Genomic DNA, 12423 nt, shown 5'->3' with positions numbered 1-12423 from the left:
ATGCGGGGGGAGGCCGCGAAGGCCTCGCCCGCCCTGCACTCGTGCCCGTCGGCCCTTCGGATATAATGGTTTCCGCCCCCGAATCCAAGCTTTCCAGCGCCTCGGCCCCGGGCCGGGGGCTTCCGCCGGGCACCCCTCGATCCCATATGCCGGGCCGTGCCCCACGAAGAGGATCGCCCCCCGATGTCCGCCATCGCGCAGCCGTTCCTGGCGCCCGCGCCGCGCCCGCAGGCGCGGCCGCTCTCGACCCCGGCCTTCGTCTGGACCGCGATGCGCAATCCGCTCGCCATCTGGGGCGAGCGGGCCTATCGCGAGCCGGTGCTGCGCGACGACTGGCTCCGCGTGCCGACCGTGGTCGTCAACGACCCGGCGGCGATCCGCCACTGCCTCGTCGACAACGCCGCGAACTACGCGATGCAGCCGCTGCGCCAGCGCATCCTGCGACCCATGCTGCGCGACGGGCTCCTGACCGCCGAGGGCGAGCTCTGGCGGCGCAGCCGGCGGGCGATCGCCCCCGTGTTCACGCCGCGCAACGTCGCCGGGCTCGCCCCCGTCATGGCCGCGCGCTCGGCCGCCTTCGCCGAGCGGCTCGCGGCGGAGGCCGACGCGGCGCCGCGCGACGTGGCTAACGAGATGACGCTCCTCACCTACGACATCCTCCAGGCGACGCTCTTCACCGACGCGATCGCCGGCGAGCCGGTGGCGTTCGCGCGCGCCATGGACAGCTTCCTGCACCGGATGGGACGGGTCGACCCGCTCGACCTCCTCGACGCGCCGGCCTTCCTGCCGCGCCTCGGGCGCCTGCTCGGCCACCGCTCCACCCGCTACTTCCGCCGCCTGATCGCCGAGACCGCCGCGCGTCGCCGCGCCCTCCTGGCGCACGATCCGGACGGGGCGCCGCAGGACCTCCTCACCCTGCTCCTGCGCGCGGACGGACTGACGCCCGACGAGATCGAGGACAACATCATCACCTTCATCGGCGCGGGGCACGAGACCACGGCCCGCGCGCTCGGCTGGACCCTGTATCTCCTCGCCTGCGCGCCGGCCGAGCGCGACAAGGTCGAGCGCGAGCTGGACGAGCGGCTGCCCAGCCTGCCCGACCCGCGCGATTGGGCAGATGCCCTGCCGCGCACGCGCGCCGCGCTGGAGGAGGCGATGCGGCTCTACCCGCCCGCCCCGTCGCTGAACCGCATGGCGATCGAGGCGGACACGGTGGCGGGCCTGGAGGTTCCGGCCGGCGCCTCGCTCTTGGTCATGCCCTGGCTGGTCCACCGGCACGAGGCGCTGTGGGAGCGGCCGGGGCATTTCATGCCGGACCGCTTCCTGCCCGAGAACCGTGCGCGGCTCGATCGATTCCAGTACATCCCCTTCGGCGTCGGGCCGCGCGTGTGCATCGGCGCATCCTTCGCCATTCAGGAAGGCGTGATCGCGCTGGCCTCCCTGATGCGCGAGTTGCGCTTCGACTACGTGGGCGCCCGTGCGCCGCATCCGGTGCAGAAGATCACCGTGCAGCCGCGCGACGGTCTGCCGATGCGCGTCGGCCGGTGTCGCGTGTCGCGCTGAATCGGCGCAATCGGGTCGCGCCGCGCCGGTTGCACCTTGATTTCGGCGCCGAAAGAGGCCATTGACACGCGATCGTTTGCCTGCCGACCGCGACGGACGTGGCCCCTGCCTTCGGGAAGGGCCCCGAGCCCTTCGGCTCCGCCGCCGACGGACGAATGAATTGAGACTGGCCGGGGCCATCCCGGACAACAACCCTCACGGGGCTACGCCCCGGCCCGTATCGAAAGGATGCCCATGAAGGTCGACGTTCGCGACAACAATGTGGAACAGGCGCTGCGCGCTCTGAAGAAGAAGCTCCAGCGTGAGGGCGTCTTCCGCGAGATGAAGGAGCGCCGGGCTTACGAGAAGCCGTCCGAGCGCCGCGTCCGCGAGAAGCAGGATGCCATCCGCCGCACCCGCAAGGCCGCTCGCAAGCAGGCCCAGCGCGAAGGGCTCCTGCCCGCGCCGAAGAAGGCCGTGCGCCCCGGCCGCTGAGCCGAGGTCGTCACCTCCCGGATACGAAAAGGGCGGCGGATCCTGGATCCGCCGCCCTTTTTCTTGCGCCCCGCGCGCGTCGTCAGGCGCCGGGCGCCGAGACCACGCCCTGGGCTGGAGCCTCGGGCCGGTCGTTGACCAGAACGGGATTGGCCTCCGGCGCCTCGTCGCGGCCGAGATAGCGCGAGGGATCGCTGTCGGCGGGCACGATTCGCTGGATCGCCTTGGGCTCGCGCCCTTCGCCGAAGCGCTGGGCGAAGCTCAGCCGGATGGCCTCGGCGATGCGCCGCTGCGCGGTCGCCGTCTCGCCCTCGGTCACCCGCCCGCGCAGCACCAGCACCTGCGCGTCGGCCGTGAGCTGGTCCAGGAAGGCCACCGGCTCGCTGAGCCGCCCGTCCGCGCCCTCGCGGCGCCAGGCCTCGATCAGCGCCTGGCGCACCTCCTCGAAGGGCATGTCGCGCGGCACGGTCACCTGCCAGGCGAGCAGGCGCGAGGCGGCGCGCGAATGGTTGCGCATCCACACGTTCCACAAGGTGGAGTTCGGCGCGAAGACGAAGAGCCCGTCGAAGGTCTCCAGATGCGACACGAAGAGGCCGATCTCGTGGACGCGGCCGGCGAAGTTCTGCGTCTCGATGTAGTCGCCGACGCGGAACGGGCGCAGCCAGAGCAGCATGATGCCGGCCGCGATGTTGGTGAGCGTGCCCTGGAGCGCGAGGCCGACGGCGAGGCCCGCGGCGCCGAGCACGGCGAGGAGCGATGTCATCTGCACGCCGATCTGCCCGAGGGCGATCACCAGCGTCATGATGATGACGACGTAGCGCACGATCGCCACCAACGGGCCGCGCACCGTCTGGTCGATCCGGGCCGACACGCCGAAGGCGCGGGTCACCAGATGGGCGAGGCGTCCGGCAAGGAAGAAGCCGACCGCCAGGATCAGGAGCGCGGCGACGAGATTGGGGAGGAAGGCTGCGGCCTGCGCGGCGAGCGTGCGCAGGAAGGTTTGCGAGCTTTCCAGGGTTTCCTGTATGGGCATGCGATCGGTCCGGGTCCGGCTGAGGTCATCGGGCGAAGCGCCGCCCTCCCGCGGCGCACCCCTTACAAGGGTCACCGGGCTCAAAAGAAAAGGGCCGCTCGCGGCGGCCCCCTCCCTCGAACGTTGCGCGCGGCCTCAGATCGAGGGCGCGCCGCGCGGCTGCTCCTTGGGTTCGGCTTCGTCCACCAGCCCCTCGAACAGCGCGGTCGACAGGTAGCGCTCGGCAAAGGACGGGATGATGACCACGATGGTCTTGCCGGCGTTCTCCTCGCGCTGGCCGACCTTGATCGCGGCGCTCAGGGCGGCGCCGGACGAGATGCCGACCGGCACGCCCTCGAGGCGCGCCACGAGACGCGCGGTGTCGAAGCTCTCCTCGTTGGAGACGGTCACGACCTCGTCGTAGATGTCGCGGTCGAGGATGGGCGGGGCGAAGCCCGCGCCGATGCCCTGGATCTTGTGCGGCCCCGGCGATCCGCCCGACAGGACGGGCGAGGCCTCCGGCTCCACGGCGATCACCTGAACGCCGGGCTTGCGGCTCTTCAGCACCTGTCCGGTGCCGGTGATCGTGCCGCCGGTGCCGATGCCGGAAACGAGGATGTCGACGCCGCCGCTCGTGTCGTTCCAGATCTCCTCGGCGGTGGTCACGCGGTGGATCTGCGGGTTCGCCGGGTTCTCGAACTGCTGCGGGATCACCGCGTTCGGGATTTCGGCTCGCAGCTCCTCGGCCTTGGCGATGGCGCCCTTCATGCCGCGGGCCCCTTCCGTCAGCACCAGTTCGGCACCGAGAAGGCGCAGCATCTTGCGCCGTTCCACCGACATGGTGTCGGGCATGGTGAGGATGAGCTGATAGCCCTTGGCGGCGGCCGCGAAGGCCAGAGCGATGCCCGTGTTGCCCGACGTCGGCTCGATCAGCGTGTTGCGTCCCGGCTGGATCGTGCCGGCGGCCTCCAGCGATTCCAGCATCGCGACGCCGATCCGGTCCTTCACCGAGGCGATCGGATTGAAGAACTCGAGCTTGGCGACCAGATGGGCCTTCACGCCCTTCTCGCGCGCCAGCTTGTCCAGGCGCACCAGCGGCGTGTCGCCGATCGTGTCGAGGATCGAATCGTAGATCCGCCCCCGGCCGTGGGTGCGCGCGTTCGTCTCGTTGGCGGGATTGTCCATGGATCTCGCGCCTCCTCTTCCCGTTTGCCGTTTGTGCCGCGCCGTCGCGCCCTGTGGGCAGATGATAGGGCGAACCGGGCCGGAGCCCCAGCATCGCGACCCGGCGCGCGCGGGCCTTCGCGGCAATATTGTGCCCCTGGGGCCCCGCGTCGAGGAATGATCTTCGGCGGGCGGACGTCGCGGTGCGCAAAGGGTCGATCGAATCCGACCGAAAGGCTTCAGGCGGAGGCAAGACGTCGGCGGCATTCTGGGCTCCGAGTCCTCCGGCTTCGGATCCCATGCGACAGACCCTGATCGACGACCTCGTGCGCTTCTCCCTCGAGCTTCTCGGGCTCACCCTCACCATGGGGGCGGTGATGGTGATCGCGGCCTTCTACACGTTCGACGGTTTCGCCCTGCCCGCCACGCGCTCGACGCTTCTGTTCTGCCTCCTTGCCCTGTTCGGCTGCGCGCTTCCGCTGCAGGTCTACGCCGCGCTGCGCATCTCGCGGCTGCGCCGCCAGAACGAGCGGCTGCACCACGTGGCGACGCGAGACGGCCTGACGCAGGTGCTCAACCGCACCACCTTCAAGCGGGCCGCCGAAGCCGAGATCGGCGCCGGAATGCGCCGCCGCACGCGCGACGTGGTGCACTACACGCTGCTGATCCTCGACGCCGACCACTTCAAGAAGATCAACGACCGGCTGGGCCACCATGTCGGCGACGAGGCGCTGACCGCCATCGCCGCCACCCTGCGCCGTTCCGTGCGCCAGCACGATCTGGTCGGGCGGCTCGGCGGCGAGGAGTTCGCGATCCTCCTGAAGGACGCGGGGCTCGAGGAGGCACGGATCGTCGCCGAGCGCCTGCGCATGGCGATCGAGCGCCTGGAGGTGGGTCCGGCCGACCGGCGGACGCGCCTGAGCATCTCGGCCGGCGGCATCGCGTTCCGGGGGCCGGTGGCCTTCCAGGCGCTCTACAAGATGGCCGACGCCAACCTCTACCAGGCCAAGCGAAGCGGCCGGAACCGGGTGGAGCTGACGCGCCTCGGCGGGCTCGGACGCGGCCCGCTGATCGAGGCCGCCCCCGCCGATCGCCGCCCGCACGAGGCCAGGGATCCACGCCGCATCGCCGGCCGCTGAACCGTCAGGGCCGCCGGACCACCGTCCACATCGCCGCCCCGGCCAGGAACAGCGCGGCCGACCGGTTCAGGCGCGCCAAGATGGCAGGCCGTTGCAGGAAGCCGCGGGCGCGGGCCGCCAGCGCCGCGTAGGGCGTCATCACTAGCGCGAGGACCGCCGTCGTGAGGGCGACGAGAACCAAGTAGTCGCCCATCGTCACATGGCGCAGGTCCACCAGCGTCGGCACCAGCGCCATGTAGAACACGATCGTCTTCGGGTTTCCGAGCGTGACCACCAGCCCCGCCCAGAAGCTGCGCGACGCGCGCTCCCCCGTGAGGGCCGCGACCCGCTTCGGATCGCCCGCCGCCCGCCAGAGGCGCCAGGCGAGCCACGCGAGGTAGGCCGCGCCGCCGTAGCGCACCAGCACGAACAGGCTGCCCATCATGTCGGCGACCAGGGACAGGCCGAACACGGCGGCCGTCAGATAGGTGAGGTCGCCGAGGACGAGCCCACCGGCGAAGGCCATGCCGTGCCGGAAGCCGGCCCCGAGCGCGCGCGCGACCAGGGCGACGACGCCGGGGCCGGGCACGGCCGCCGCGATGCCGAGCGCCAGGGCATAGGCGACGAACCCCGCCAGCGTCATCGCCTCACCGCCCCGTCGATCCGAAGCCGCCCGCGCCGCGCTCGGAGGCGGAGACCTCGTCCACCGCCTGGAACAGGGCCTGCGAGACCGGCGCGACCACGATCTGGGCGATGCGCTCGCCGCGCGCGACGGTGAAGGGCTCCGAGCCGAAATTGACAAGGATCGCCATGACCTCGCCCCGGTAGTCGCTGTCCACCGTCCCCGGGCTGTTGAGCACGGTGACGCCGTGGCGCGCCGCGAGGCCGGAGCGCGGGCGAACCTGCACCTCCCAGCCCTCGGGAATGTCCATCACCAGGCCCGTCGGCACCAGGGCGCGGGCCAGGGGCGCCAGCACCAGCGGCTCGTGGACGGCGGCGCGGATGTCCGCGCCCGCGGCGCCCGCCGACTGGTAGGCGGGAAGGTCGAGCCCCTCCGCGTGGGGCAGGCGGCGGATGCCGATTCGAGGAAGCGCGCTCATGCCCCGCCGCTTGGCCCCAATCGGCGCGCGATGTCCAGCGCCAAGCGTTCGGCGACCTCGGTCTTGGACAGGGTCGGCCACGCCTCGACGCCCGAGCGCGAGACGAGGTGCACCGTGTTGGCCTCGCCGCCCATCACCTCGCCCGACACGTCGTTGGCGACGATCAGGTCGGCGCCCTTGCGGGCCAGCTTGGCGGCCGCGTTCTCCAGGAGATCGCGCGTCTCCGCGGCGAAGCCGACCACCAAGGCCGGACGGCGCGGCCCGGTGCCCACGGTGCGCAGGATGTCGGGGTTCTCCACGAGACGGAGCGCCGGAGGCGCGTCCCCCGTCTTCTTGATCTTGTGGGCGGCGTCGTCCTGCGTGCGCCAGTCGGCGACGGCGGCCACGAACACGGCGGCATCGGCCGGCAGCGCCGCCTCCACCGCCCCGAGCATCTCGCGCCCCGTCTCGACATGCACGGTCGAGACGCCGGGGGGATCGGGCAGCGCGACCGGCCCGGACACCAGCGTCACCCGCGCGCCCAGCCGAGCGAGGCTGGCGGCGATCGCGTGGCCCTGGCGGCCGGACGAGCGGTTGGCGATATAGCGCACGGGATCGATGGGCTCGTGCGTCGGGCCGGAGGTGACGAGCACGTGCCGGCCGGCGAGCGGCCCCCGCGCCTCGCCGAGGACGGCCTCGGCGGCGGCGGCGATCTCCAGCGGCTCGGCCATGCGCCCCTCGCCCGCCTCGCCGCTCTCGGCCATCTCGCCCCGGTTCGGCCCGACGAAGCGGATGCCGTCGCGGGCCAGCGTCTCGACGTTCCGGCGCGTTGCGGGGTGCGTCCACATCGCGGGGTTCATGGCGGGCGCCAGCAGCACCGGAGCGCGGGTCGCCAGCAGGACGGCACCGGCGAGATCGTCGCCGATCCCGGCCGCCATCCGCCCCATGCGCGCGGCGCTGGCGGGCGCCACGATCACGAGGTCGGCCCCGCGCGCGAGGCGGATATGCCCGACGTCCTCTTCGTCGTCCCGGTCGAAGAGCTCGCCGTAGACCTTGGTGCCGGCGAGCGCCCCGATCGAGAGCGGCGTGACGAACTCGGCCGCGGACCGGGTCATCACCGGCGTGACCTTCGCTCCCCGCTCGCGCAGGCGGCGCACGAGGTCGAGGCACTTGTAGGCCGCGATCCCGCCGCCGACGATCAGGAGGATGCGCTTGTCGAAGAGGCTCATGGCGTGCTCGCGAGGGCGGACCGGGGTGGTGGGCGTGCCGAGGTCGAGGGCCCGGCGCCGTCCCGACACCCTAGCCGAACGTCAGGTGCCAGGCGATCACCACCAGCGCGAGGGCGGAGGCCACCTGGGCGACGTGGCTCACGATCAGCGCGGTGCGCGACTCCTTGGCCAGCTCCATCAGGTCGTCGTCGTTGATGTGGATGCCGTTCTCGATCAGGTCCGGCATGTTGTTGGCGAAGACCTCGAGGCCCGCGGCGAAATCGGGGAAGCGGTGGATGACGCGGCCGATCGCCTCGAGCCCCTTCTTGGCGTCCCGCAGCTTGGCGGCGGGCCCGAGTTCGGAGACGATGTAGTCGGTCACCACCGGCTCGGCCGCCTCCCACATGTTGAAGCGCGGGTCGTAGGCGCGCGCGACGCCCTCCACCACGACCATGGTCTTCTGCAGAAGCACGAGTTCGGGCCGCGCCTGCATGTCGAAGAGTTCCGTGACCTCGAACAGGAGGGTCAGCAGGTGCGCCATGGAGATGGTCTCGGCCGGCTGGCCGTGGATCGGCTCGCCGATCGCCCGCAGCGCCTGCGCGAAGGACAGGACGTCCTGCGTGCGCGGCACGTAGCCGGCCTCGAAATGCACCTCGGCGACGCGCCGGTAGTCGCGCCGGATGAAGCCGTAGAGGATCTCGGCGAGGAAGCGGCGCGAATCGGCCGTCAGGCGGCCGACGATGCCGAGGTCCACGGCGACGATCGTGCCGTCCGGCACCACGAACAGGTTGCCTGGGTGCATGTCGGCATGGAAGAAGCCGTCGCGCATCGAATGGCGCAGGAAGGACTGGACGAGGTTGACGCCGAGACGCGGCAGGTCGTGGCCCGCCGCCCGCACGGCCGCCACATCGTTCATCTTGATGCCGTCGATCCACTCCATCGTGAGCACGTCGCGGCCCGTGCGCTCCCAGTCGATGCCGGGCACGCGGAAGAACGGGTCCTCGGCCACGTTGTCGGACATCTCGGACGACGCCGCCGCCTCGAGGCGCAGGTCCATCTCGATGCGCGTGGACTGGGCCAGCGTCTCCACCACGGCCACGGGCCGGAGGCGCCGCGAGGAGCGCACCAGCGTCTCCAGAACGCGCGCGATGAAGGCGAAGGCCTCCAGCTCGCGCCGGAAGCGGACGCGCACGCCCGGCCGGATCACCTTGACCGCGACGTCGCGCAGCTCCCCGTCGCGGGTCAGCACGCGGGCCTTGTGCACCTGCGCGATCGAGGCGGCGCCCACCACCTCGCCGAACTCCACGAACAGGTCGTCGATCCGACGGCCGAGCGTCACCTCGATGTCGCGGATCGCCTGCTCGCGCGGGAACGGCGGCACCTTGTCCTGGAGCTGGCTGAGCTCCAGCGCGATCTCGGTCCCCACGATGTCCGGGCGCGTGGCGAGGAACTGGCCGAGCTTGACGTAGGACGGACCGAGCCGGTTCAGCGCGTGGCTCAGGCGCTCGGAGCGCGCGCGGCGCCGGGCCGAGCGCCGCGCCATCAGACCGGCGAGGCGATGGGCGAGGCTGGCCATCGGCGGCAGGCCCTCGGCGGGCAGCGCCGAGACCACGCCCTCTCGCGCCAGGATGTAGACCGCCCGCACCAGGGCGATCGTTCCGGTGATGGGGTTGCTCAAGCCTAGAGCTTCCAGCCCGAATGAATGGCCGCGATGCCGCCGGTGAGGTTCCGGTGGGTCACGCGCTCGAAGCCGGCGCGCCGGATCGCGGTCTCGAAATTCGCCTGGTTGGGGAAGCGGCGGATCGATTCCACCAGATATTCGTAGGATTCGCGGTCCCGGGCCACCGCCCCGCCGATGGCCGGGATCGCCTTGAAGCTCCAGAGATCGTAGATCCTGTCGAGGACCGGCAGCTCGACCTCCGAAAACTCCAGACACAGGAAGCGGCCGCCGGGCTTCAGCACGCGATACGCCTCGGCCAGGGCGAGGTCGATGCGCGGCACGTTGCGGATGCCGAAGGCGATCGTATAGGCGTCGAAGCCGTCGTCCGGCAGCTTCAGATCCTCGGCATTGCCTTCCACGAAATCGAGGTTGGCCGACAGGCCGCGCTTCTCGGCCCGTTCGGCGCCCACGGCCAGCATCGAGGCGTTGATGTCGAGCACGGTGCCCCCCGCCGCGCGGCGCGAGGCCTCCACGATGCGGAACGCCACGTCTCCCGTGCCGCCCGCGACGTCGAGGAACCGCCAGCCGGGCCGGCGCGAGGGCGCGAGCCACTGCACCATGGCGTCCTTCCAGAGCCGGTGCATGCCGCCGGACATCAGGTCGTTCATCAGGTCGTAGTTCGAGGCGACGCGGTGGAACACCTCGTTGACGCGGGCCTGCTTCTCCTCGCGGCCCGAGACCGTCTCGAATCCATAGGAGGTTTCCATGCCCTCCGTTGCGCCGACGCGGGTTCGAGACATGCTCATCGACCTTTCAAGCTTCGGGACCGCGACCGGCGCGGCCCATGCGGGCGACCCATAGCGGAACGGGCGCGGGCACGCCATGTCTAGGGCCGCGCCCCGCGAGCGGACGGCGCGCCCGTGCCGGAGATGATAAGCAGCGATGCCCGAATTGCCAGAGGTGGAGACCGTGCGCCGCGGCCTGGCGCCCGTGATGGAGGGCGCGCGGATCGCGCGCGTCGAGATGCGGCGCGAGGCGTTGCGCTTTCCCCTCCCCGACCGTTTCGCCGCGCGCCTCGAGGGACGGCGGATCCTGTCGCTCGGGCGCCGGGCGAAATATCTCCTGGCCGAGATCGAGGGCGAACTCGTGCTCGCCATGCATCTCGGCATGTCCGGCTCGTTCCGCGTGGAGGGCGTCGACGGCGCGGGGGGCGGCGAGCCGGTGGCCGGCGCGGCGTTCCATCTCGCCCGCTCGGAGGACCGGCTGCACGACCACGTGCTGTTCCATCTCGCGTCCCCCGGCGCGCGCATCGTGTTCAACGACCCGCGCCGCTTCGGCTACATGAGCCTGGTGGAGGCGGCCGAACGCGACACGCATCCGCATTTCCGCGCGCTCGGCATCGAGCCCACCGGCAACGGGCTCTCGGGCGAGGCGCTGGCGCCGCGCCTCCAGGGCAAGGCGGCGCCGCTGAAGGCCGCCCTCCTCGACCAGACGATCGTCGCGGGCCTCGGCAACATCTACGTGTGCGAGGCTCTGTGGCGGGCGCGCCTGTCGCCCCGGCGCCTTGCCGGAACGCTGGTGCGCGCCGACGGGCGACCGACCAAGCGGCTTGGGGAACTGGCCATCCACATCCGCGAGACCATCGCCGACGCGATCGAGGCCGGCGGCTCCACCTTGCGCGACTATCGCCAGGCGGACGGCGCGCTCGGCTACTTCCAGCACCGGTTCTGCGTCTACGACCGCGAGGGCGAGCCCTGCCGCCACGAGGGCTGCCGGGGCGTCGTCCAGCGCATCGTGCAGTCGGGGCGCTCGACCTTCTTCTGCGCGTCGTGCCAGCGGTGACGGTGAACTATCCACGAACGCCCGACGGGCGCTACTTCGTGGCCCGGGGCCGGCTCTGGCGCCGCTGCGACCCGGCGCTGCCGGAGCCCGAGCGCGAGGCCGCCGTTCGCGCGCTGATGACCGCGCGCCGCGCGGTGCGCGATGCGGCGGGCGACGACGAGCGCCGGGCCGCGCGGCGCGACGTCGACGCGGCCAAGCGCGCGCTCGGCGAGCGCGGCCCCGTGTGGTGGCGGGACGGCGCGCGGGACTGGACGCGCTTCGCGCCCAAGAACACGCCCTATGCCGACTGGTTCGCCGGGCTGCCGCAAGCCGAACGCGAGGCCGGCGAGGCCTGAGCCGCTTGGCGGACCGCTCGCACGCCCCTATCCTTCGGACGGGCAACGGGAGGATCGGAATGGACTACACGAGCATCAAGGTGGAGCGTCGCGGCCGGGTCGGCTGGATGACCCTGGATCGGCCGAAGGCGCTGAACGCGCTGAACACGCAGGTCCTGACCGAGCTTCTCCACGCCTCCGACGCCTTCGCGGCCGACACGCAGATCGGCGCCGTGGTGCTCACGGGCTCCGAGCGCGCCTTCGCCGCCGGGGCTGACATCAAGGAGATGCAGCCCTTCGACTTCGCGCAGGCCTATCTGGGCGACTTCGCCAGCGGCTGGGACCGCTTCGCGAGCGCCCGCAAGCCGATGATCGCGGCCGTGGCCGGCTATGCGCTCGGCGGCGGCTGCGAGGTCGCGATGATGTGCGACTTCATCATCGCCGCCGAATCAGCCAAGTTCGGCCAGCCCGAGATCACGCTCGGCGTCCTGCCCGGCATGGGCGGCACGCAGCGCATGGCGCGCGCGATCGGCAAGGCCAAGACCATGGACCTCTGCCTCACCGGACGGATGATGGACGCCGACGAGGCCGAGCGGTCGGGCCTCGTGGCCCGTGTCGTGCCCGACGCCGAGCTTCTGGCCGAGGCCCAGAAGGCGGCCGAGACGATCGCCGGCTTCTCGCTGCCGGCCGCGATGATGGCCAAGGAAGCCGTCAACCGGGCCTTCGACACGACGCTCACCGAGGGTCTGCGCGCCGAGCGGCGCCTGTTCGCCGCCGCCTTCTCGCTGGAGGATCAGGCCGAGGGCATGGCCGCCTTCGTGGAGAAGCGGAAGCCGACCTTCCGCCATCGCTGACGGTGCCCGCGCCCCGACCGTTGACGGCCGGGGCGCTTGCCCCTATAAGCGCGCCAGATTTCAGGCGGCATCGTTCCGGTGCGGCCTTTCGCGCCTTGCCGCTCATCTCCGTTCGGCTCGGCGGCTTCACGTTGA

At 71.7% G+C, this 12423-nt stretch carries 13 protein-coding genes; 6 read left to right on the top strand and 7 right to left on the bottom strand.

The annotated features are described in order from the left end of the window. Positions 1-183: 183 nt before the first annotated feature. Both D3218_RS10485 and rpsU read left to right on the top strand, forming a co-directional pair. A complete protein-coding gene (locus D3218_RS10485; RefSeq protein WP_119540028.1) occupies positions 184-1563 on the top strand; it encodes a cytochrome P450 in 1380 nt (459 codons plus the stop codon). Positions 1564-1797: 234 nt separating this feature from the next. After that, positions 1798-2037 (top strand): 30S ribosomal protein S21, encoded by a 240-nt coding sequence (gene rpsU / locus D3218_RS10480; RefSeq protein WP_119540027.1) that lies wholly within the window; start codon positions 1798-1800, stop codon positions 2035-2037. A gap of 82 nt (positions 2038-2119) precedes the next feature. Here rpsU and D3218_RS10475 read toward each other — a convergent pair whose 3' ends face one another. Together D3218_RS10475 and cysK are read right to left on the bottom strand one after the other, a co-directional pair. Further along, positions 2120-3070, bottom strand: a complete 951-nt coding sequence (locus D3218_RS10475; protein ID WP_119540026.1) for a mechanosensitive ion channel family protein — start codon at positions 3068-3070, stop codon at positions 2120-2122. Between the two features lie 135 nt (positions 3071-3205). Further along, positions 3206-4234, bottom strand: coding sequence for a cysteine synthase A (cysK, locus tag D3218_RS10470; protein ID WP_119540025.1), 1029 nt, complete (start codon positions 4232-4234; stop codon positions 3206-3208). Between the two features lie 278 nt (positions 4235-4512). On the opposite strand from cysK, the gene D3218_RS10465 reads away from it, so the two are divergent. After that, complete coding sequence (locus D3218_RS10465) at positions 4513-5352, top strand: GGDEF domain-containing protein (protein ID WP_119540024.1); 840 nt, start codon at positions 4513-4515, stop codon at positions 5350-5352. A gap of 4 nt (positions 5353-5356) precedes the next feature. Here D3218_RS10465 and D3218_RS10460 read toward each other — a convergent pair whose 3' ends face one another. The 5 genes from D3218_RS10460 to ubiE form a co-directional block, all read right to left on the bottom strand. Next, on the bottom strand, positions 5357-5974 hold the full coding sequence (locus D3218_RS10460; protein ID WP_119540023.1) for a LysE family translocator: 618 nt from the start codon (positions 5972-5974) through the stop codon (positions 5357-5359). A 4-nt stretch (positions 5975-5978) separates the two neighbouring features. Further along, positions 5979-6431: a dUTP diphosphatase gene (gene dut, locus D3218_RS10455; protein ID WP_119540022.1), complete on the bottom strand. Its 453-nt coding sequence runs from the start codon at positions 6429-6431 to the stop codon at positions 5979-5981. Further along, positions 6428-7639, bottom strand: a complete 1212-nt coding sequence (coaBC, locus tag D3218_RS10450) for a bifunctional phosphopantothenoylcysteine decarboxylase/phosphopantothenate--cysteine ligase CoaBC (RefSeq protein ID WP_119540021.1) — start codon at positions 7637-7639, stop codon at positions 6428-6430. Before coaBC ends, dut begins: the two co-directional genes overlap by 4 nt. Positions 7640-7709: 70 nt before the next feature. Beyond that, positions 7710-9296, bottom strand: coding sequence for a 2-polyprenylphenol 6-hydroxylase (gene ubiB / locus D3218_RS10445; RefSeq protein WP_119540020.1), 1587 nt, complete (start codon positions 9294-9296; stop codon positions 7710-7712). Positions 9297-9298: 2 nt separating this feature from the next. Next, positions 9299-10078, bottom strand: coding sequence for a bifunctional demethylmenaquinone methyltransferase/2-methoxy-6-polyprenyl-1,4-benzoquinol methylase UbiE (ubiE, locus tag D3218_RS10440; RefSeq protein ID WP_119540279.1), 780 nt, complete (start codon positions 10076-10078; stop codon positions 9299-9301). A gap of 142 nt (positions 10079-10220) precedes the next feature. On the opposite strand from ubiE, the gene mutM reads away from it, so the two are divergent. From mutM to D3218_RS10425, 3 genes are read left to right on the top strand one after another with little or no spacing between them, the layout of a single operon-like run. After that, positions 10221-11120, top strand: a complete 900-nt coding sequence (gene mutM / locus D3218_RS10435) for a bifunctional DNA-formamidopyrimidine glycosylase/DNA-(apurinic or apyrimidinic site) lyase (RefSeq protein WP_119540019.1) — start codon at positions 10221-10223, stop codon at positions 11118-11120. A gap of 2 nt (positions 11121-11122) precedes the next feature. Next, entirely contained in the window at positions 11123-11455 is a 333-nt protein-coding gene (locus tag D3218_RS10430) for a hypothetical protein (protein ID WP_119540278.1), read from the top strand. A gap of 59 nt (positions 11456-11514) precedes the next feature. Continuing rightward, positions 11515-12288 carry an enoyl-CoA hydratase gene (locus tag D3218_RS10425; protein ID WP_119540018.1) on the top strand — a complete coding sequence of 258 codons (774 nt, stop codon included), beginning with the start codon at positions 11515-11517 and terminating at the stop codon, positions 12286-12288. Positions 12289-12423 lie beyond the last annotated feature (135 nt).

Origin of the sequence: Aureimonas flava, assembly GCF_003583935.1 — a bacterium.
GTDB classification, from domain to species: domain Bacteria; phylum Pseudomonadota; class Alphaproteobacteria; order Rhizobiales; family Rhizobiaceae; genus Aureimonas; species Aureimonas flava.
Note: the sequence above shows the minus strand (reverse complement) of the source record. Positions and strands in the feature narration are given on the sequence as shown.

What these genes read in the sequence shown, in the direction of transcription:
- D3218_RS10485 (WP_119540028.1), top strand. Translation starts at nt 184, where the DNA reads ATGTCCGCCATCGCGCAGCCGTTCCTGGCGCCCGCGCCGCGCCCGCAG.
- rpsU (WP_119540027.1), top strand. Translation starts at nt 1,798, where the DNA reads ATGAAGGTCGACGTTCGCGACAACAATGTGGAACAGGCGCTGCGCGCT.
- D3218_RS10475 (WP_119540026.1), bottom strand. Translation starts at nt 3,070, where the DNA reads ATGCCCATACAGGAAACCCTGGAAAGCTCGCAAACCTTCCTGCGCACG.
- cysK (WP_119540025.1), bottom strand. Translation starts at nt 4,234, where the DNA reads ATGGACAATCCCGCCAACGAGACGAACGCGCGCACCCACGGCCGGGGG.
- D3218_RS10465 (WP_119540024.1), top strand. Translation starts at nt 4,513, where the DNA reads ATGCGACAGACCCTGATCGACGACCTCGTGCGCTTCTCCCTCGAGCTT.
- D3218_RS10460 (WP_119540023.1), bottom strand. Translation starts at nt 5,974, where the DNA reads ATGACGCTGGCGGGGTTCGTCGCCTATGCCCTGGCGCTCGGCATCGCG.
- dut (WP_119540022.1), bottom strand. Translation starts at nt 6,431, where the DNA reads ATGAGCGCGCTTCCTCGAATCGGCATCCGCCGCCTGCCCCACGCGGAG.
- coaBC (WP_119540021.1), bottom strand. Translation starts at nt 7,639, where the DNA reads ATGAGCCTCTTCGACAAGCGCATCCTCCTGATCGTCGGCGGCGGGATC.
- ubiE (WP_119540279.1), bottom strand. Translation starts at nt 10,078, where the DNA reads ATGTCTCGAACCCGCGTCGGCGCAACGGAGGGCATGGAAACCTCCTAT.
- mutM (WP_119540019.1), top strand. Translation starts at nt 10,221, where the DNA reads ATGCCCGAATTGCCAGAGGTGGAGACCGTGCGCCGCGGCCTGGCGCCC.
- D3218_RS10425 (WP_119540018.1), top strand. Translation starts at nt 11,515, where the DNA reads ATGGACTACACGAGCATCAAGGTGGAGCGTCGCGGCCGGGTCGGCTGG.